Annotated in this window: 17 protein-coding genes; 6 read left to right on the top strand and 11 right to left on the bottom strand. The window is 52.0% G+C overall.

The window, feature by feature from the left end; all coding sequences use genetic code 11:
* Positions 1-26 precede the first annotated feature (26 nt).
* The 3 genes from ACQ66Q_RS08725 to ACQ66Q_RS08735 are packed head-to-tail and all read right to left on the bottom strand — an operon-like array spanning position 27 to position 1,985.
* Positions 27-827 (bottom strand): DUF4198 domain-containing protein, encoded by an 801-nt coding sequence (locus ACQ66Q_RS08725; RefSeq protein ID WP_430456432.1) that lies wholly within the window; start codon positions 825-827, stop codon positions 27-29.
* Positions 828-858: 31 nt separating this feature from the next.
* Complete coding sequence (locus ACQ66Q_RS08730; protein ID WP_430456433.1) at positions 859-1,353, bottom strand: DUF2271 domain-containing protein; 495 nt, start codon at positions 1,351-1,353, stop codon at positions 859-861.
* Positions 1,354-1,385: 32 nt separating this feature from the next.
* Positions 1,386-1,985: a PepSY-associated TM helix domain-containing protein gene (locus ACQ66Q_RS08735; RefSeq protein ID WP_430456434.1), complete on the bottom strand. Its 600-nt coding sequence runs from the start codon at positions 1,983-1,985 to the stop codon at positions 1,386-1,388.
* Between the two features lie 141 nt (positions 1,986-2,126).
* Between ACQ66Q_RS08735 and ACQ66Q_RS08740 the strand changes: the two genes are divergently transcribed.
* Positions 2,127-2,903 carry a polyphosphate kinase 2 family protein gene (locus ACQ66Q_RS08740; protein WP_430456435.1) on the top strand — a complete coding sequence of 259 codons (777 nt, stop codon included), beginning with the start codon at positions 2,127-2,129 and terminating at the stop codon, positions 2,901-2,903.
* Between the two features lie 65 nt (positions 2,904-2,968).
* On the opposite strand, the gene ACQ66Q_RS08745 is transcribed toward ACQ66Q_RS08740, so the two are convergent.
* A complete protein-coding gene (locus ACQ66Q_RS08745) occupies positions 2,969-3,322 on the bottom strand; it encodes a DUF2750 domain-containing protein (protein WP_430456436.1) in 354 nt (117 codons plus the stop codon).
* Between the two features lie 190 nt (positions 3,323-3,512).
* Between ACQ66Q_RS08745 and ettA the strand changes: the two genes are divergently transcribed.
* Entirely contained in the window at positions 3,513-5,174 is a 1,662-nt protein-coding gene (gene ettA / locus ACQ66Q_RS08750) for an energy-dependent translational throttle protein EttA (RefSeq protein ID WP_208932469.1), read from the top strand.
* Between the two features lie 78 nt (positions 5,175-5,252).
* On the opposite strand, the gene ACQ66Q_RS08755 is transcribed toward ettA, so the two are convergent.
* From ACQ66Q_RS08755 to ACQ66Q_RS08765, 3 genes are all read right to left on the bottom strand, one after another.
* Positions 5,253-6,029, bottom strand: coding sequence for a substrate-binding periplasmic protein (locus tag ACQ66Q_RS08755; RefSeq protein WP_430456437.1), 777 nt, complete (start codon positions 6,027-6,029; stop codon positions 5,253-5,255).
* 115 nt (positions 6,030-6,144) lie between these two features.
* Entirely contained in the window at positions 6,145-7,335 is a 1,191-nt protein-coding gene (locus tag ACQ66Q_RS08760) for an aromatic amino acid transaminase (RefSeq protein WP_430456438.1), read from the bottom strand.
* A gap of 90 nt (positions 7,336-7,425) precedes the next feature.
* On the bottom strand, positions 7,426-8,103 hold the full coding sequence (locus ACQ66Q_RS08765) for a GAF domain-containing protein (protein WP_430456439.1): 678 nt from the start codon (positions 8,101-8,103) through the stop codon (positions 7,426-7,428).
* A 191-nt stretch (positions 8,104-8,294) separates the two neighbouring features.
* Here ACQ66Q_RS08765 and ACQ66Q_RS08770 point away from each other — a divergent pair, with 191 nt between their 5' ends.
* Positions 8,295-8,699: a translation initiation factor gene (locus ACQ66Q_RS08770; protein WP_430456440.1), complete on the top strand. Its 405-nt coding sequence runs from the start codon at positions 8,295-8,297 to the stop codon at positions 8,697-8,699.
* 146 nt (positions 8,700-8,845) lie between these two features.
* Here ACQ66Q_RS08770 and ACQ66Q_RS08775 read toward each other — a convergent pair whose 3' ends face one another.
* From ACQ66Q_RS08775 to ACQ66Q_RS08785, 3 genes are read right to left on the bottom strand one after another with little or no spacing between them, the layout of a single operon-like run.
* Positions 8,846-10,144, bottom strand: a complete 1,299-nt coding sequence (locus ACQ66Q_RS08775; RefSeq protein ID WP_430456441.1) for an amidohydrolase family protein — start codon at positions 10,142-10,144, stop codon at positions 8,846-8,848.
* Positions 10,145-10,159: 15 nt separating this feature from the next.
* On the bottom strand, positions 10,160-13,300 hold the full coding sequence (locus ACQ66Q_RS08780; RefSeq protein WP_430456442.1) for an amidohydrolase family protein: 3,141 nt from the start codon (positions 13,298-13,300) through the stop codon (positions 10,160-10,162).
* 15 nt (positions 13,301-13,315) lie between these two features.
* On the bottom strand, positions 13,316-16,258 hold the full coding sequence (locus ACQ66Q_RS08785; RefSeq protein ID WP_430456443.1) for a bifunctional diguanylate cyclase/phosphodiesterase: 2,943 nt from the start codon (positions 16,256-16,258) through the stop codon (positions 13,316-13,318).
* A gap of 74 nt (positions 16,259-16,332) precedes the next feature.
* Between ACQ66Q_RS08785 and ACQ66Q_RS08790 the strand changes: the two genes are divergently transcribed.
* A complete protein-coding gene (locus ACQ66Q_RS08790; RefSeq protein WP_430458545.1) occupies positions 16,333-16,818 on the top strand; it encodes a prephenate dehydratase domain-containing protein in 486 nt (161 codons plus the stop codon).
* 43 nt (positions 16,819-16,861) lie between these two features.
* Here the strand turns inward: ACQ66Q_RS08790 and ACQ66Q_RS08795 are convergent, their stop codons facing one another.
* Positions 16,862-18,268, bottom strand: a complete 1,407-nt coding sequence (locus ACQ66Q_RS08795) for an MBL fold metallo-hydrolase RNA specificity domain-containing protein (protein WP_430456444.1) — start codon at positions 18,266-18,268, stop codon at positions 16,862-16,864.
* A gap of 128 nt (positions 18,269-18,396) precedes the next feature.
* Here ACQ66Q_RS08795 and ACQ66Q_RS08800 point away from each other — a divergent pair, with 128 nt between their 5' ends.
* Together ACQ66Q_RS08800 and ACQ66Q_RS08805 are read left to right on the top strand one after the other, a co-directional pair.
* Complete coding sequence (locus ACQ66Q_RS08800; protein ID WP_430456445.1) at positions 18,397-19,281, top strand: TIGR00730 family Rossman fold protein; 885 nt, start codon at positions 18,397-18,399, stop codon at positions 19,279-19,281.
* Positions 19,282-19,412: 131 nt separating this feature from the next.
* Positions 19,413-19,646, top strand: a complete 234-nt coding sequence (locus tag ACQ66Q_RS08805) for a hypothetical protein (RefSeq protein ID WP_430456446.1) — start codon at positions 19,413-19,415, stop codon at positions 19,644-19,646.
* Positions 19,647-19,765 lie beyond the last annotated feature (119 nt).

The raw sequence follows: 19,765 nt of genomic DNA on the forward strand, positions 1-19,765 counted from the left end.
TTTTTATGCCGGAATTAAAAGTGCTATTACGGTAACGCCGCTTCAAAACTCAGGGTAAACCCTTCCCGCATTTTATCCGCTTTGTCCGATTTCAGCGGCGCTTCAGCAGACGCTTCCAACAGGTAACGACCGGCATTGGCCGGGGTGAAACTGAACTGGCCCGCTTTATCCGTCACCAGATGCTGGCGCGCCGGATCATTGCGGTATAACTCACCATCAAAAGACAGGTCCGCTTTGATGCCTTCAACCGGTTTGCCATTGAGCGTCAAAGTCACGGTAACCGCTTCACCGGCGACGATATCTGCCGGGTGCCGGTCAAAACTGAATTCCAAGCCCTGGCCTGTCGTTTTCAGTACAGCGTCGGTTGGGGCGTTGACGGTGACAAACGCCAAGGCGCGATTGCGGCCTTGGGTAGTCACCACGTCAGTCGCATCTTTTGGCAGCTCTTTCGCTGCTTTTTGCTTGTCACCCATCAGACGTTTCTGCTCACCACCCACTTTGTAACTGGTGAAATAACGCGGCTGACCGCCCATTTCCAGTCGGTAGGTGCCGGCAACTGCCAGTTCAACATCGGCAATCGACTTGCGTTTGCCTTGCACGGCCGCCGTTGGTTTCGCGATGGAGCCATCCGGTAACACCACTTTAAAGCCTTCTACGCCAACGCCTTTATCAGCCTGAAACGTCATATTGCTGGCAAACAGATCGACGGTGACAAAACCACCGGTTTTTGACTGGACATAGTGGCTTGGCAGCACATTCATCGTATGCGCCAGCGCTGTCGAGGCAGCGAATAATGAAGTCAACGTCAGTAAACGAACTGTTTTCATTGTGAATTTCCTTTGTTGTAAAGCGGTAGACTCAAGGCGCTTTGCGGCTGAGCTGCACCTGACCGATCTCGTTACCGGCGGCGACACTGACGGCAACGGCAGTGCCGTCCCAATTAAATTTCTGCTTCACCAGCTGACGGCCACCATGTTCACGTGCCGCTTCAATCACCAGCTGATATTCGCCGTTTGGTACTGCAACGCCCTGATCGTCTTTGCCGTCCCAACGCAGCCGATATTGGCCCGGGCCTTTAGTGGCGCCGGTACGGGCGTCTACCAGCGGCTGGTCCGCGCGACCAGTTTTACGCCAGAAACGGCGTAAATCCTTGATCCAATCCGGTTTTTCCCGCCAGATCTCAATCAGACGTACCGATTTCTCGCTACTGTCCTCAACCCATACCGCAACATAAGGCCGATGGTATTGCCCTTCGCTGATCTTTGGCAGTTGCAGTGCGATCTCCAGTTCACTGGCTGTTGCCGGTAAAACCAGACCGGACATTAACACCAGCGCCAAGCTGACTTTTCTCATCAAATCCCCAACCTCTGTAAAAAGACAGCCTGTTAATGCAGGGCCGCCAGATAAACCAACAACATCACACCGGCGCCGGTCAGTGCACATTGCACACCCAGCCAACGCCGCGCCGGCTGGCGCCACAATAAATAAAAGCCGCTCAGCGCAAATACCAGACAAGCGATGGCGACCACATCAATCAGCCATTTCCACGCGGTGCCGGCATAACGGCCCTTGTGCAAATCATTCAGCAGCGCCAGATAACCACCAAACTCAGCCGTAAGCTCCACGACCCCGCTGTCCAGCGCAATTTGGGCATTGGCAAAACCGGCGGGTTGTTTAAAGTCGAGCTCAAGTAGTTGCTCATCCGGGTCATAACTAAACGCAAACACGGCGCCTTGGATCTGGTGTTCCGCCCGCAACCAATCAGCGATTTGTTTAGCCTGTTCTGCCTGCTGCAGCTGATCAGCGCTGAATTCAAGACCAGTCAATGCGGCTGGTAATTGCAGCTGTCGGCTGTCGCTTTGTTTGCCGGCCTGTAGTTGCCAGTCCGGATGATTCAGCGTGATGCCGGTCAGGGCAAAAAATACAAACACCACCAGCACGGTCATCGAGATATAGATATGTAACCAACGCAGAACACGCGACAACAGTTTTCACTCCGTTTTTCAATTGGCTGAATGTTACTGAGATTCATTCTTATTTGCAATAGCGTGGTAATCAAACTGATCCGGAAAAAAAATCCGATCTCTGCCACACTGCAGGCTGAGCTTTATGACAAGGAAATCCAGATGTCGGGTAAAAAGAATTCACGCCAGGATGCTGAACATCAACTGGCAGCGCTGCAGCATCAGCTGGTGTTGTTACAACAGGCGATGAGCCGTCAGCAACGCGGTGCTGTGGTCGTGCTGGAAGGACCGGATGCGGCCGGCAAAGGTGGCATCATCCGCCGGCTGGGCTGGTGCCTCGATCCGCGTTGGTTGCATGTCTGGCCAACCAATGCGCCGAATGAACCGGAACGCACGCAACACTGGCTGCAGCGCTTTTGGCAACGGGTGCCACAGCAAGGCCATTGGGCGGTGTTTGACCGGTCCTGGTATGGCCGGGTGTTAGTCGAACGGGTGGAACAGCTGGCCGCAGCAGAGGTCTGGCAACGCGCTTACGACCAAATCAACGCCTTCGAACAGACTTTGCAGCAAGAAGGCTTTGTGCTGGTGAAAATTTGGCTGGATATCAGCGCGGAAACCCAACTCAAACGTTTTACCGAACGCTATCAGGATCCGGCAAAACAATGGAAGCTGACCGCAGAAGACATCCGTAACCGCGCGCGCTGGGAAGATTATGTGCTGGCCCGTGACGAAATGTTTACCCGTACTTCGACACGACACGCGCCCTGGCAGCTGATAGATGCCAATGATAAAGACCAGGCGCGCTTGGCAGTGTTTAAGTTATTACAGCAAGAATTCAGTAAAGACCTGAGCATGACACCACCACTATTACCAGCCGCGGTAACGACGTTTTTTGCCGGAACCAGCCCTCACAGTGACGGCCCGGCGCATGCTGAATAAATGAGTCCTTGTCAAAAACAAAACACCCGGACAATGCCGGGTGTTGACTGGATAGCGACAACTGCTTATTGCAGCTGAGACAGCGCTTCGAGAATTTCGCGGGGTTCTACTTCCGGGCCATTTAATTCACTGTCCCAGTTCGTGCCGATCAATACGCCGTCGTCGTACATTTCTTTCAACCAGCCGTCACAGAAAATATCCAGCGGGATGGCTTCTGGTTTGTACTCTGCCCATTCTTCACTGCAATGCGCCAGAGCAGCAGCTTCATTTGACCAGAACGGCATTACGTCGGTGTCTTCAAATTCTACTGATTCCACGACCAGTAAATCTTCGCCATGTGTCAGTACCCAAACTTGTGCTTCTGAGCGCGCTTCGGCGATAAAGCCCTGAAATACCGGATCGTGTGCATATTCAGCCATGATTGAAGTCCTGTGTTGTGTTACCGAAACGGAAATGTCCGGCAGTGCTTAACTGATTATCCCAGAAGCTGCGCTGCTTGGCATCGGATTTTTTTCACTGTGGATTGATTTTGTCGGCGTGCAAGGTTCCCGTCAGCGAAAAAAATGACGTACAATTCGCAACATTCTTCCTGAAGGGACAGCTCCAACCATGGCTCAGTACATTTATTCAATGTATCGGATGTCGAAGGTGGTTCCACCTAAGCGTACGATTTTAAAAGATATTTCATTATCGTTTTTCCCAGGCGCCAAAATCGGCGTGTTGGGTTTAAACGGTTCAGGTAAATCCTCATTGCTGCGTATTATGGCCGGCGTCGACACCGAGTTTGACGGTGAAGCTAAACCATTAGCCGGCATCAACATTGGTTACCTGCCACAGGAACCGGTGCTCGATATGAGCAAAACCGTGCGTGAAGTGGTGGAAGAAGCCGTCGCTGACGTAAAAAACGCTTTCAGCCGGCTTGATGCCGTGTACGCGGCTTATGCTGACGAGAACGCAGATTTTGATGCGCTGGCGCGCGAACAAGGCGAACTGGAAGCGATCATTCAGGCCAAAGACGGCCACAACCTCGACAATATCTTAGAGCGCGCTGCCGATGCCCTGCGTCTGCCGCCGTGGGACGCCGAAATCAAGGTGCTGTCTGGTGGTGAACGCCGCCGCGTCGCCATTTGCCGCCTGCTGCTGGAAAAACCAGACATGCTGCTGCTGGACGAACCAACCAACCACTTAGATGCTGAATCTGTCGCCTGGCTGGAGCGCTTCCTGCACGATTACACCGGTACTGTGGTTGCCATCACGCACGACCGTTATTTCCTCGATAACGTCGCCGGCTGGATCTTAGAACTGGACCGCGGCGAAGGTATTCCATGGCAAGGCAACTACTCCAGCTGGCTGGAACAAAAAGATGCCCGTCTGCAGCTAGAAGAGAAAACCGAAAACGCCCGCCAGCGTTCCATCAAGCAAGAACTGGAATGGGTTCGCACCAATCCAAAAGGCCGCCATGCCAAATCCAAGGCGCGGATGGCGCGTTTTGAAGAACTGCAAAGCCAGGACTTCCAGAAACGGAACGAAACCAACGAGTTATTCATTCCGCCAGGACCACGCTTAGGCGACAAAGTGCTGGAAGTGAAAAACCTGCGCAAATCCTATGGCGACCGCGTACTGATTGACGATTTAAGTTTCAGCGTACCAAAAGGCGCCATCGTCGGCATTATCGGTGCCAACGGTGCCGGTAAATCGACGCTGTTCCGCATGATCAGCGGTGCAGAACAACCAGATGCCGGCACTATTGAAGTCGGTGAAACGGTGCAGCTGGCCAGCGTCGACCAGTTCCGCGACAGCATGAACCCGAAAAATACCGTCTGGCAGGAAATTTCCAACGGTCAGGATATGCTGCAGATTGGTAACTTCACTATTCCAAGCCGGGCTTATGTTGGCCGCTTTAACTTCAAAGGCAACGACCAGCAGAAGTTTATCGGCGAACTGTCCGGTGGTGAGCGCAACCGCGTGCACTTAGCGGCACTGCTTAAAGCCGGCGGCAACATGTTACTGCTCGATGAACCAACCAACGATTTGGACGTGGAAACACTTCGCGCCTTAGAAAACGCCATCCTGGATTTCCCGGGCTGCGCCATGGTGATCTCGCACGACCGTTGGTTCCTCGACCGCATCGCCACGCACATCCTCGACTACCGTGACGAAGGTAAAGTGAATTTCTTCGAAGGCAACTATTCCGACTACGAGACCTGGTTAAAAGCGACTTACGGCGCCCAAGCTGCCGAACCGCACCGAATCAAGTACAAGAAGATTTAAACGGTAACGACGGATCCGTCAGTATAAAAATCCCTGCGACAGCAGGGATTTTTGTTTTTTATAGCCTGACAGGAAAAGCTAATGTGTTTTGGTGACCACCTGCCCCATCACATTCTGATGAGCAACGTCACTTTTTATCTTTTGATAGGCCAAACGCAGCCGTTGCACTAATTCCGGTGACGAGCCCTTTTTCAGTGCGATCCAGGTCTGTTGTTCTAATTCTTTTGGGAAAATCACAAATTCAACGTCACGGCGCGCCAGATTGTATTTAACCAGCATGTCGTCAATTGCCTTCGGATCGTCAATCATCAAATCCAGCTTGCCATTTACCAACATACGCCAGGTTTCGATGACATCCGGTTGCAGTTCCAGCTTATTCGGTGGTTGCTTCGCCGCGTCTCTGAGCCACTCCGCAGAGAAGTCATCGCGCTGCGCGCCTATCACATAGTGTTTGATATCCGCCAGCTGGCTGACCTTTATATCTTTGCGCTCACGCAGTTTTACCAAGCCAAACTTATAACTGTTTACAATACCAATCCATTCAAATTGGGCTTCGCGCTCCGGCGTACGTGCCATATTGTAAATCAGCACATCCGGCGTGGTTGCGGCGATGCGAAATGCCCGGGCCCAGGGATACACTTCATAGACGGGGGTCAAACCGGCATGTCGCAGCATCGCCTCGACGACCGTAGTGGTCAGGCCGCCGACTTTGCCGCTTTCGAGGGTTTGATGTGGCGGCGATAATTCCAGTACTACGCGCAAAGGCTCGGCAACAACCGGCAAAGTGCAGCATAAAGTACTCAGCAACACCGCTGACTTGAACTGCTTCCATGCCCCTACTGCAGAACTTCGCACCCTGCGCACTCCTCTGTTTGAATTCACTTCACCTTAAACAGCATAAAATACAAAGGCAACCGTTAAGTTGCCTTTGTCAGGGTTTTCGACGGCCTGTACAGGCGTCACCGCAACCTTATTTCAGTACTGTCGCGACTGCTTTGGCAAAATAATCAATATTGCTATGGTTCAGACCGGCAATGCTGACGCGGCTGGAACCGACCATATAAATACTGAATTCTTTACGCAGCCGTTCGATTTGTTCCTTGTTGATGCCAAGGAAGCTGAACATACCGTGTTGTTTGGTGATGAAGCTGAAGTCCTGCTGCACGCCTTCTGCTTGCAGCTTGTCGATGATCAGCTGACGATAGTCGTTGATACGGTTACGCATCACCGCCAGTTCCTGATGCCACAACGCGGTCAGTTCCGCGCTATCCAGAATATGGCTGACGATAATGGCACCGTGCGCCGGTGGCATTGAATAGATACTGCGCACCACCGCTAACAGATTGGTCCGCGCGGTTTCCAGCATTTTATTGCTGTCGACCACAATAGACACAGCACCGATCCGCTCGCGATACAAACCGAAGTTTTTCGAGCAGGACGTACACAGGATCAGCTCTTCCACTTCGTTCGCCAAATAACGTAAACCTTGCGTGTCTTCATCGAGGCCCAAACCAAAGCCTTGATACGCCATATCAACTAACGGCGTAAAACCGCGTTCTTTAGCCAGCGCGGTAAATTTCTGCCACTGCGCGAAGTTCAGGTCCATCCCACTTGGGTTATGGCAACAAGCGTGCACTAATACCACGTCACCGGCCGGCACAGTCGCGAGGTCGGCAAACATCGCATCTTCTTTCAGGCCTTTGGTGTCGTAATCGTAGTAGGCGTATTCTTTGACTTTCAGGCCAGCGGCCTGAAACATCGAAATGTGGTTGGCCCAGGTTGGGTTGGTGACCCAGATGGTCGCATCCGGATTGGCTTTTTTGATAAATTCAGCAGCGACACGCAGTGCACCGGTACCACCTGGGGTATGTGCAGTCGTGGTGCGGCCTTCCAGCAACACCTTATGCGGGCCAAACGCCAGTTTTTCGATATGGGCGTTGAAACTCAAATCACCGGCCATGCCGATATAAGTTTTGCTGTCTTCAAGGTCCAACCGCAATTTTTCAGCTTTTTTCACGCATTCCAGCACAGCCGTATGGCCCGCTTCGTCTTTGTAGACACCGACACCGAGGTCAACTTTCAGTGGATTCGGATCTTCTTTGTAAGCGGCCATTAAACCCAAAATCGGATCTGTCGCTACCGGCTGTAAACGAGAAAACATAAAGTGCTCACCTGTTACTGTTGCTGATACTGTTAATAATTCTGTGACTGAAGCATAACCTCAGCCTTATGGCCTTGTGGTCTGATGTTCTCAGGCCAAAAGCGCGGGCAAGGTCAGCGCCACTGCGATCAGCAGCGCCAGTTCTTTGCCAGCAAATAAATTCTGGGTAAAGGCTTCGGAATCGATGATGCCGAGCACGGCATCGTTGGCGTCAACCAATGGCAGGCAAGCTTCCGCCTGCACTTTTGGGTCACAAGTGTAATACTCGCCACCTTGCGCCAGATAAGCCGCGACGTCGTTGATGATCCGGCCCTGGCCTGACAAACCAACGGTACTGTTATTGCTGATGGCGGCGAATTCAGCGGTCAGCGGAAACTCAGCCCGGCTTTCTGCGCCAAAATAAGCCAGTTTCACCAACACCGTTTCGCCAGCAGGGTTATTCCTACGCTGATATACCCCAAACCAGTGACTGGCACTGTTGGCCTGATAAAACTGTACGATGGCGGTGGCTTTGGCCAGTAACTGTTGGTTAGCATCTGTTTGCCCGCCCAGAATGGGGGTTAAGTCATAGGGCTCATCCGCCAATTGACCAAACAACGAACAACTGCCGCCCTCGCCAAGCTCAGGCACCCGGAACTGCCATTTCACCTCAGCTGCCGGCGTTAATGTCGCCAGTTGCTGCTGGAAATCGGTCACTTGCTGATAAAAGTCAGCGGAAAAGGCATCTGCACTGAAGCCACAACGAGAAAGATAAGATTGAATAGGCATAGCCGTCCAGATTTCTAAAAAGTGCCGCCGCAGTCTACCAGAATAAGGCAAAAATCCAAGACCGTGCGGGGAAATTCAGCGTTTACGCCAGCAACCGTAAAGAATAAAACGGAAGCATTGCTGTGCGCCTTGTGTTGCATTATCTTGCCACGATTCCCGGCTGAACAACAGCACACCACAAGACGGAACTGATGATGAGTTCGAAAAAAATTTCGTTAGCCGATTGGCAGCAACAATTAGGTGGCCAGTCCACGGCAAAACCAGCAACACCAACCGGCGACAGCCTGGTGTACAGCACTGACAGCGGCCGCATTGAAGCGCCTAAAGCGGAAAAATCGACAGGACATGCCTTTGCTGACGGCTGCTTACGCCTCAAACGCGAAACCAAAGGCCGTAACGGCAAAGGCGTGATCACCATCGCCGGTATCGCAGAACCAGAAGAGAAACTCGCCGAAATTGCCGCGCTGCTGAAAAAGAAATGCGGCTGCGGTGGCGCGGTCAAAGACGGCATCATCGAAATCCAGGGCGACAAACGCGAAGTCATCCAACAAGAACTCACTAAACTCGGCTACAAACACAAGTGGTCGGGGGGGTAAAAACGGGGTTTCGTGCAGCCAACTGCTTGGCTGCATGCCCGGCGAACACCCGAACCTCCGGTGAAGGCCAGAAGAAGTCTTGCTCTCGTGCAGCCCATAAAAAAAGCGGCCGAAGCCGCTTTTCTCAGCAAAACACCTCAACAAAATTACCGGCTATAACGTTGCTGGTATTTCTGATGCAGATCTTTTTGTTTGTTATTTAAATCAACTGCGCGGCCATCAATCCACATCTGGCTGATTTTGCTGCTGCGATAATCCAGAATGTCACCTTCTGACACCACAACAGTACCCGCTTTGCCGACTTCCAAAGAACCCAGCTTGTCATCGACACCAGCAATTTTCGCTGCATTTAACGTCACAGCGGCCAGCGCCTGTTCTTTATCAAGTCCAAAGGCCACTGCTTGTCCTGCACCAAACGCCAGATTGCGGCTATCCCAGTAGCTGCCAATCGCCAGGGCAAACGTCACTCCGGCTTTGGCCAGCTTCGCCGGTGTGGTGTAAGCGGTATCTACTGCTTCGTCATCCCGCTCCGGAATACCAAATGGCGAGCCAAAAATCACCGGCACTTTGCGCGCCGCCAGCTCATCTGCCACCCGCCAGCTGTCGCGACCACCGACAATGGTCAGTTTCAACTGATATTTGTCAGCTAACGCAATCGCCTGACGAATTTGCCGGGCATCTTCCGCATGAGCAAAGACCGCTCTTTCACCGCTGAATACCGGGATCATCGCTTCCCAACGCGAATCCAGTGCTTTGATGGCGCCAGCATTTTTCGCATCAACATAAGCTTTGGCCTGCGCCATAGTGTCATACAGCTTTTGTAAATCTTCGGCGTTTTGTTTGGCCAGTTCTTCCGGTTTTTTCGGATTCCACGGCGAGCTCAGCACGCTGGCATTAGGCCAGTTGATATGCAAAGCCACCCCGGCTTTAACCGTCGCATCCTGCCAGCTCCAGGCATCCAGTTGCATCAGGCTGCTTTGGCCCATCAGCAGGCTACCGGCCGGAAACACCAGGCTATAACTGATGCCGTTCGAACGCACAGTAGGGATCACTTCCGATTGCGCATCATAGGCAACTTGCGCCCGCACGTCCGGGTTCGTATCTGTCACTTCACGGGTATCGTCGGTGGCCCGGACCGCTTCAATCTCCACCAAACCCAGCTGGTTGGCGAGTGCAATCAGGCCGGGATAGACATGCTTGCCCTGCAGTTCAACCACGGTACCACCGGCAGGTGCAGCCAGATCTTTGCCGATCGCGGCGATTTTACCGTCGACAATCAGCAGATCGGTGTTTTCCAGCACGCCATTACTGACGGTATGTAAAGTCGCATCGTTCAGCAGGACAGCACCTTGCTGCGCCGCTGCAGGTACTATCGAGGTCGCCAGTGCCGGTGCGGCGAAAGCTGCTACGCAAAGCAGCGACAGGCTGTTCATTTTAAAAGTCATCTGAAGCTCCTTTGCTTAGTGTTGCTGATTGTGCTGATGAGTGTGTTGATGCGCAGCTGACACCCGGCCAAAGGCCAGATCCAGATAATCGCCGTTGTCTTCACAGTGCCAGATTGGCTCTGGTTTTTTCATTTCACCACCACTACCCGCTTTACGATCTTCCGGTGCTTTTAATACTTTTTGCATCAGCTGTTGCTTCTCGCGTTCAATTCCAGCATTCAGCGCCATATCGACATTGCGATCATAGTATTTGGTGCCGTCAATCCAGGTTTGCATCGCTTTGGCATAGACTGACAACGGATGCTCTGACCACAACACAAAGTCAGCCTGTTTCCCTTCAGCAATAGAACCGACTTTCTGGTCAACTTTCAGTTGGATCGCCGGATTGATGGTCACCATCTTCAGCGCTTCCTCTTCCGACATGCCACAGTATTTCACCGACTTTGCCGCTTCCTGATTCAGCCGGCGTTGTAAATCCGGGCTGTCCGAGTTTACCGACACCACGACGCCCTGATCGGCCATCAGACAAGTGTTGGTTGGGATCGCGTCTTTCACTTCCATTTTGTAGGCCCACCAGTCAGCAAAAGTCGAGGCGCTGGCACCATGTGCCGCCATCTCTTTGGCAGTTTTGTAGCCTTCCAGAATGTGCGTGAAAGTCGTGACTTTAAAGCCGGTTTCATCGGCCAGCTTAATCAGCATCAGAATTTCTGAAGCGACATATGAGTGCGTATGGACAAAACGTTTGTTATCGAGGATCTCCACCAGCGTTTGCAGACGGTAATCGACGCGTGGCGGCACAGTGCGTTTCTGTTCAGACGAAGATAAATCGTCATAAGCAGCCCAGGCGGCTTTGTATTCCTTGGCGGCCTGGAACGCATCGCGAATAGTGGTTTCTACACCAACACGGCTTTGCGGATAACGGCTGGTGTAATTATCACCCCAGTTCGATTGTTTGACGTTTTCACCGAGCGCAAACTTGATACTCGGTGGCGCCGCTTTAAATTTCAGCGCTTCTTGTGACACACCCCAACGCAGTTGGATCACCTGGGCCTGACCGCCAATCGGGTTGGCGCTACCGTGCAATAATTGCGCAGTGGTGGTACCACCAGCTAAACCGCGATAGATATTGATATCATCCGGGTTTAATACGTCGCCGATATGGACTTCTGAAGTCACCGCGTCAGAACCTTCATTAACACCGGATTCAATCGCAATATGCGAGTGTTCATCGATAATACCTGCGGTGACATGCATGCCGGTCGCATCAATTTCGACAAAACCAGAAGGCGTTTTTAAGTTTTTACCAATGTCGGTAAAGACACCATTGCGTACAATCACATCGGTGTTTTCCAGCTTACTGGCTTTATCGGAAGTCCAGACCGTCGCATTTTTGATATGTACGTTTTGCCGTTGTGGCGCATTGGTCAGGCCATAGGCCTGATTCGGCAGGCTGAGTTGCGACAGCAAGCTGCTATCATCGGCTTTTTTCTCGTCGGCTTTTGCAATTGCCGCCTGACGGCTTAAGGTCAGCGCCTGCTGACTACCATCCGGCAGCTGCAGCGTGCCCTGCAACAGATTGCCGGCCATCGAACCGCTAAACAGCGCTACACCGTCACCAGCTTCCAGATCTTTCAGGCTAAAACCAAACTGCACTTGTTGCTTGTCAACACTGAGATTTTCCAGCTTGGCTTCTTTATCAGCGTCTTTCTCGCCTGCTTTTGCTACGGGAACAACTTTGCCTTCCACTTTGCCCAAAGCACCGCTTAAGTTCAGTGTTAAGGCTTTGCCCGCGATGTTCAGCGCATAATCGCCGGCAACATCGGCATTTTGCAGCGGTTTAAACTGCGTTTCGACACCACGGTTCCAGGTGGCCACAATCTCACCGTCTTTAAACAAATCGCCCTTACTGACGACTAAGTCCGCCTGATAACCGCTGGCGATGCGACCGAGCTGTCCCGGCATGCCAATCAGTTCAGCCGGCACAGTAGTTAATGCCGCCAACGCTTTTTCTGTGCTCAGGCCATATTTGATGGCAGTGCGCACATTCGGCCAGAACTTGGTTTTGTCATCGAGTTTATGGGTAGTCAGCGCAAAATTAACCCCGGCTTTTTCCAACGCAGCCGGGTTGGTAGGTGCGCGTTCCCAATGACGTAAATCTGCCAGACTGACATCCAGCTGGTCATCGAGTTTGCCGACAGCGGGAGCAGCAGGATAGGCCACCGGAACAATCAGGTTACGGCCGGTTTTCTTCACTTCCGCCGCGCGCACATATTCATAACCAGAAGCGACCAGCGCGACTTTCGGCAGATTAAATTCTTTTAATAAGCTGTCAGCACGCAACAAATTGCGTTCATTGCTGATTTCAAACACCAGACCACTTTGATTCAACTGGCCAAGCGCTGCCAGGGCAGCATTAAAAGGAGCCGGTTCGCGGAATAATCGCCAGTCTGTCTTGCCATAGGCCTGCTGATACCACTGCGCATCCGCCAGCGTCTGCCGCACAAGCGCGATACTACCCATTAACGATGACGGATAGCTCTGTTTTGAGCTACCCGGATCAAATGACATAAAATGCTGACCATCGGCTTTTAAAATCAGCTCACCCGGTAAACCTTTGCCGGTCGAAGCAAGCAGGGCCTGGCCGCGGAAAATACCGTCCTGCCGCGCCGACTGCACCGCAGTAAAACCTTGTTGTTGCAATGCTTTGGCGTCATCGGCATTCGGGCTAAATGTATCAGCCCAGCGCTGTTCAGCATGAATAGCAGCGTTTACCGCGTTCCCGCCTTTGCGGGCGTTTTGATACATAGGGCCATCACTAAGACTTCCGTGCGATACGGCAGCAGCTTTTTCCACGCCATACTGACTGTAAAGATCAATAAACCCCGGATACAAGTGATAACCGGCAACGTTAATTTGCTGAAAACCGGCAGGGATCTTTAGATCGGTACCGACTGCGGTTATTTTGCCGCTTTGCACTAACACTGTGGCGTTCGTCAGTGTTTTACCGGGTTCGGTATGCACCACAGCACCGGTAAAGGCCAGCAACTGGGCACTGTTATCACGAATGCCCTGCAAAGGCTGCGTCGGATCGGCCCATGCTGGCGCAACAGCACAGACAACCGCTGCACTGAGCAGCGATAAACGAAGTGGCTTCATTCTGATGTTCCTGATTTAAGTTATTGTTTTTTCTGTATCTTGTGTAGTTTTTTGACTGACAACGCTGAAGTTCAGCCGGGATAGTTCCTGCTCCGCCAATGGCATACTGAAGTAATAACCCTGCACCAGATAACAAGCATTATTCAGCAGGAAATCCACTTGTTCTGCGGTTTCCACCCCTTCTGCGACGACCCGTAATTCCATTTTCTGCGCCATTGCAATAATGGCCGCAGTAATGTCCATGTCGTTTTTGTCGTCCGGGATATCTTTGACAAAAGATCGGTCAATTTTCAGTTCGTCCACCGGGAAGCGCTTGAGGTAACTCAGCGACGAATAGCCTGTACCAAAGTCATCGATTGATAAAGCCAATCCGAGTCGTTTTAACTCGTTGAGCTGGGTAATGGCCGCATCGGTATCGCCCATTAACATGCTTTCAGTAATTTCCAGGATCAGATATTCAGCCAGTGCGCCCGTACGTTTGAGCACCCGTTCCACTAGGCCAGGTAAATCCTGATCAGTAAACTGGCGGGCTGACAGGTTCACCGACACAGTGATCAGCTGGCCCCGCGCATGCTGGCGCGCCAGAAAGCGGCAGGCTTCCCATAAAATCCATTCACCAATTTGCACAATCAGGCCGGTTGATTCAGCCACCGGAATAAACTTCAGCGGCGGCACCATGGTGTTGTCCGGCCGCAGCCAACGTAGCAGCGTTTCATAACCTCTGACTTCGTTGGTACGAATATCGATTTTTGGTTGGTAATACAACAGGAACTGCTGCTCCCGAATCGCTTCACGCAGCTGATTTTCAATATGTAGCCGGTCATTGGCGGCGTCATTGAGTTCCTGGCTGAAGAAATGATAGGTATTTTTGCCGCGCGCTTTGGCTTCATACATCGCCAAATCGGCATGTTTCAGTAACATCTCTTCTTCATCGGCATCCTGCGGAGCGATCGTGATACCGATACTGGCACTGATCGCCACATCGTGGCCGGCCAGCCGCACTGGCTGAGCAAAGGCCTGTTGCAGGTTTTCCGCGATCAATGCCGCTGATTTTTTGTCAGAAATCCCACTTAAAATCACCGCAAATTCGTCACCACCCAGCCGCGCGATAGTGTCTTCTTCACGCAAACGGCTGATCAGTCTTCGCGCGACTTCTTTCAGCAATTCATCACCCGCATCATGACCTAAGGTGTCGTTGATGCGTTTGAATTCGTCCAAATCGAAATACAACAGCGCGAAGTGGTAATAACCCCGTGCCGCCATTGCAATGGCTTTTCTGAGCTGATCCCGGAAATAACTGCGGTTGGCAAGGCCGGTCAGCACATCGTAGTAAGCCAGTTGCTCCATTTTGCGCTGACTTTCTTTGATAAACGAAATGTCCTGCATCGCGCAGACATAGTTACTGACATCGCCTTTGTCATCGCGAATGGGCGCGATGGCCAGACTGGCCCAGAATTGTTTGTTACCTTGCTGCAGTAACATGTCGCCACGCCAGTGATGACGTTCTTGCAAGCTCTGCAGAATATCTTCGCCGACAAAACGCATCTCCTGCGCAAACAGCAGATGCAGTGACTTACCGAGTACCGACTCCGGCTCCGCGGCAATCATTTCCAGCAGGAATGGGTTGACGTATTCAACCACCAGATTGCTGTCAGTCAGCACGATGCCGGAGCTGGAAAAAGCCACGGCTTTACTGAGCTTACGTGTCGCCCGCTCTGCTTCTTCTTTCTCAAGAATGCGGGTATTAAGACCGGCAATCAGCTGCGTGATTTCATCCGACATTCGGGCAAAAGCCCGGTTCAGCAAGCCGATTTCGTCGGAGCGATCATCCAGTTCAATGCGCACACCGTCACTGTGTGACAGCCGTTGCACCGCGTTGGCCAGATTAGTCAGACGTTTGAGCACAAATTTATAGATAAAAAATTGCAGCGCCAGTGCGACAATCAGGGCCACTAACAAAAACAGCAACACCACTTTGTTGCGGTAATCCTGCAGTCCTTTGACCACGTCGGCTTTGGCGTGATACAGCATCACATGCCAATCCAGCCGATCGATCCGTGCCGTCGAGGTCACATAACTTTCGACTTCGCGACTGATCTGCGCCTGCGCTGTTGGCCGTTTCAGCACTTGTTGCATGAATTGATGTAACTCAGCCTGTTGCGGTTTCACCCCCTCCGCCAGTTGATTCATTTGCGGTTTGGCGATCTGGCGTTGCAGGCTATTCTGCGCATCGAGTAATAAATTGCCTTTGCCATCAAACAACATCGCCTGACGACCCGGCTCCCACTGCGCGATTTGACCAAGATTGGCAAAAATGTCGTCCAGCACCAGATCCGTGCCGGTGATCCCAACAAATTCATCATTGATGTACACCGGGATCACCAGACTGGTCATCCATTTCTGCCAGATTGAATCGTAATAGAGAGGGGTCCAACGCGGCAACCGCGCCGGATTCATCGCCGGTGTGGCAATGTTAAAAAAGACATCTTGCTTAAAATCATGATCGGCCGGGATCTCCAACGCCCAATCGGCAGGCGCAATGCGGATGAAACCGTCTTTGGAAATAAAATAGAAGTTAAAAAAATCTTCCAGCAACACTGGGGCTAATTGCTGCCAAAGCTGGCCTGTCTGCTGGAAATAACCATGTGGTTTGCTAACAAACTTCTGTTGCTGCTGAAATGCCGCAGAAAGGTCATCTTTGCTGCGTAAACTGCCATCAGCGTAAGCTTCAGCCTGATGCTCTGCTGTAAATTGTTGTTGCTGAAAAAAACGCGTCACCACCTGATTCGCGCTGATGGCCTTTTTTTCTTTTTGCCAGAACTCGTTATCCAGTTGTCTGGCATAGCGAGTGGTGGTTTGCTCCAGTTCAGCATGTTCTTGATTAATCAACACATCCTGCTGCAGCGCCAACATGGCAAAAGCAATCACAGTGCTGGCCAGCACTGTCAGTAGAAACACCAGTGCCGAGAATTTAATGCTGAGAGAATTGAGCCCAGTGCAGCCAGTACTTACAAACACTGAGCAGTATCAAAATTGAATATTGCGACGCCTCCAGCGATGCCTTTAACCGCGTGCGCCAGGCACAGGATCTGTCCGTGGTCGCCATCGGCGGCGAAGAAGGCGGCAAACTTTATGGCCTCGAAGTGCTCGGCCGGGATTTGGCCAATCAAAAAGACAATGTCAGCCGTTTTATTGTGGTTGCCCGGAAGCCAATCAATGTGGCCAAAGCGATCCCAGCCAAAACTACTTTTATCATGTATACCGGCCAACAGCCTGGCGCGTTGGTTGACGCGCTGACCGTACTGAAACAACACGGGATCAGTATGGGCAAACTGGAATCGCGGCCTATTCCGGGCAATCCATGGGAAGAGATGTTTTATGTTGACGTGTTCGCCAATCTGGATGACTACGCAATGAAACGGGCGCTTGATGAACTCAATCGCATCACCCGCTTTGTCAAAGTACTGGGCTGTTATCCGAGTGAAGATGTGGCGCCCACAGTCGTCACTTCAGCCTGACAGCAGTCAGCGACCGGCCTGATTGAGGGCCGGTCGCGTCAATTCACAACTGGATCTGCTGCGCAATCTGGGCGATCTCAGTCTTGAGCCCACTGTCCCGCATTTTCTCCGCTAAAGCATCCTGCGCTTGCGGTTCACCATGCACCAAATAAAATTGCGGCTGACCACCAATGTGTTGAGCCCAGGCCAGTAACTGACTTTGTCCGGCATGGGCCGAGAAGCCTCCGATGGTATGGATCGCCGCCCGCACCACTATTGGCTGCCCCAGAATTTTGACGCGGGTTTCACCGTCAATCAACCGGCGCCCCAGCGTGCCTTTCGCCTGAAAACCGACAAAAATCAGATGGTTGACGTTCTTCCACAGATTGTGTTTGAAGTGGTGCAGAATACGGCCACCGTTACACATGCCACTGCCGGCAATGATAATGGCTCCCTGATTGATCCGGTTCAGCGCCATCGACTCTTCTACATCTTTGGTCAGATGCAGGATCGGCAAAAAGGATTTCAGATCTTTTGCGCCATAACGGGCAAACAGCTGGGTGTCTTTGTGATCAAACTCTTTGATCAGCTTGTCGTAGATCTGAGTGATTTCTATCGCCATCGGGCTGTCGAGCACCACCATCCGCTGTTTCAGCCGGCCCTGGTGGTATAACAACCCCAAGTAATACAGAATTTCCTGCGAACGCCCAAGTGCAAAGGCCGGGATAAACACATTGCCGCCGCCTTTATATGCGGTATCCAGTGCTGCAGCAAATTCTTCCAGCGTGTTATCCAGACATTGATGGTCTCGATCGCCGTAGGTGCTTTCCATCAGCACCACATCGGCACTATTAATCATTGCCGGATCATGCATCAACACTGTGGCCGGATTGCCGAGATCACCGGAAAACACCAGATGACGCATCGCTTTGTGGCCTTTAATCCAGAGCTCGACAATCGCCGATCCCAGAATATGGCCGGCATCGTGCAGGCGTAGCGTCAGACCTTCCAGCACATCGATGTCCTGCTGATAAGGCAAAGGTTCCAAACATTCCGTTACGGCGATTACATCTTTGAGGCTCATCAGCGGGTCCTGCTCAGGTTTCCCCTGACGGGCCCGTTGTTTGTTCTGCCATTCCAAATCTTTGCTATACAGCTGAAACGCATCTTTTAACAAAATCGGCAGCAGACCGGCCGTGCCTTCGCTACAGAAAATCTTCCCCTGAAAACCACGGGCAACTAACAAAGTGAGCAAACCGCTATGGTCAATATGTGCATGCGACAAAATCACCGCATCAATGTCTTTGGGTCTGAACTGAAAACGAAACTTTTGTAAATCTGTGACCTGATCACCGCCCTGCACCATGCCACAGTCGAGCAGCACATTTTTGCCATTCCATTGCAGCAAATAACAGGACCCGGTGACCTGACGGGCCGCACCTAAAAACGTTAATCGGGCATCGAGTGGCATGACAGCTTCCTTCTGAGTTGACGCTTTGAACTTACACCAAAAACGGGCAGGACATGTTAGGCTAGATCAAACAATAGGTTTGTGACACTTCATTCGGGCCGGGATAGGCAAACAGGCAGGACTCTCTTATGACAACAAAGAATCCATTGGATGAACGCCACCTAGGTTCGGCAAGTGAAGCGCTGACGCAGGCGTTGGAACTACAGGACCATCCATCTTACCGTCTGTCATTTGCCGACAGCGAATTCCTGATGCAGGACGAACTGCGACCGGTCCGGTTGCAGCTGGAATATCTGAAACCACAGTTGGTGTTGGAGCAACATAATGTCAAGGCAACAGTAGTGGTGTTCGGCAGTGCCCGCTTTCTGTCGCCGGAACAAGCAGCATTACAGTTGGCTGCGGCGCAGCAACACTGCACTCTGGCACCCGACGACAGCAACAATGAACAGCTGGTGCAGCAAGCCAAACGACAAGTCCGCAATAGCCGTTATTATGTTGAAGCACAGCGATTTGCCGAGTTAGTGACACGGCACAGCCAGCAATGTCCGAAGTCAGCATTGATGATTATCAGCGGTGGCGGTCCCGGTGTGATGGAAGCTGCCAATCGCGGCGCTTATCAGGCCGGTGGCAAGAGTATTGGCCTGAACATCGTGTTGCCCCACGAACAAAGACCGAACCCTTATATCACGCCGGAATTCTGTTTTCAGTTTCACTATTTTGCCATCCGGAAAATGCACTTTCTGCAACGCGCCCGCGCTTTAGTCGCCTTTCCTGGCGGCTTTGGTACCCTCGATGAGTTGTTTGAGACCCTGACATTGCTGCAAACCGGCAAAGCCAGCCAAGTACCGGTCGTGCTGTTTGACGAGCAGTTCTGGCGCAAATTGATTAACTTTGAGCTGTTAGTCGAAGAAGGCCTGATTAGCCCGCAGGACCTGGCATTAATCCGTTTTGTCGACACGGCTGAAGCGGCCTGGCAGGTCATTTGTGAGAACTATCAGCTGCCCCCCGCTTGAAGGAATACTAACTGAACGTTTTTTAAACACTTAACACGGCGACATTCAATTTTCTGTCATCTCTGGCCGATAGACTGCGCGGCATCAGGACATCACCTGACCGTAGTTTGCAGTGGAGCGGAGACGTACAGATGTATGATAAACGGATGTTAAAGCTGTTATTGTGTGAACGCCTGGCGCTGGCGCAGGTCCCTTTCAGCCGTCATGGCAACCAAATCCGCACGGCGCGGGCTTTAGTCGAATTTCAGGAACATTCGCTGGTATTGGTCAAAACAGGCAAAGCTGAGCGTCATCTGCCTTATCACAAAGTGCGCCTCAGCCAGTTATTGCTGAATCTGCAGCCGCAAGGCGAATTCAGCGCCTGAGCAGGAAACCGTCCCTCTGTGAGCATGAACAATTGCCCGGAGCAATGTTTAACAACGCAAAGCGTTGGCCTGAAAGGTGAGTGCCATGGATGGCCCGAATCACCGAAAATTGCTCCTGC

Source organism: Rheinheimera sp., assembly GCF_965283995.1.
In the GTDB taxonomy this organism is placed as follows: domain Bacteria; phylum Pseudomonadota; class Gammaproteobacteria; order Enterobacterales; family Alteromonadaceae; genus Pararheinheimera.

Bases quoted from the DNA above. Each gene is read 5' to 3' on its own strand.
- ettA (WP_208932469.1), top strand. From the start codon at position 3,513: ATGGCTCAGTACATTTATTCAATGTATCGGATGTCGAAGGTGGTTCCA.
- ACQ66Q_RS08725 (WP_430456432.1), bottom strand. From the start codon at position 827: ATGAAAACAGTTCGTTTACTGACGTTGACTTCATTATTCGCTGCCTCG.
- ACQ66Q_RS08745 (WP_430456436.1), bottom strand. From the start codon at position 3,322: ATGGCTGAATATGCACACGATCCGGTATTTCAGGGCTTTATCGCCGAA.
- ACQ66Q_RS08765 (WP_430456439.1), bottom strand. From the start codon at position 8,103: ATGCCTATTCAATCTTATCTTTCTCGTTGTGGCTTCAGTGCAGATGCC.
- ACQ66Q_RS08795 (WP_430456444.1), bottom strand. From the start codon at position 18,268: ATGCCACTCGATGCCCGATTAACGTTTTTAGGTGCGGCCCGTCAGGTC.
- ACQ66Q_RS08775 (WP_430456441.1), bottom strand. From the start codon at position 10,144: ATGACTTTTAAAATGAACAGCCTGTCGCTGCTTTGCGTAGCAGCTTTC.
- ACQ66Q_RS08770 (WP_430456440.1), top strand. From the start codon at position 8,295: ATGATGAGTTCGAAAAAAATTTCGTTAGCCGATTGGCAGCAACAATTA.
- ACQ66Q_RS08740 (WP_430456435.1), top strand. From the start codon at position 2,127: ATGTCGGGTAAAAAGAATTCACGCCAGGATGCTGAACATCAACTGGCA.
- ACQ66Q_RS08800 (WP_430456445.1), top strand. From the start codon at position 18,397: ATGACAACAAAGAATCCATTGGATGAACGCCACCTAGGTTCGGCAAGT.
- ACQ66Q_RS08780 (WP_430456442.1), bottom strand. From the start codon at position 13,300: ATGAAGCCACTTCGTTTATCGCTGCTCAGTGCAGCGGTTGTCTGTGCT.
- ACQ66Q_RS08730 (WP_430456433.1), bottom strand. From the start codon at position 1,353: ATGAGAAAAGTCAGCTTGGCGCTGGTGTTAATGTCCGGTCTGGTTTTA.
- ACQ66Q_RS08760 (WP_430456438.1), bottom strand. From the start codon at position 7,335: ATGTTTTCTCGTTTACAGCCGGTAGCGACAGATCCGATTTTGGGTTTA.
- ACQ66Q_RS08805 (WP_430456446.1), top strand. From the start codon at position 19,413: ATGTATGATAAACGGATGTTAAAGCTGTTATTGTGTGAACGCCTGGCG.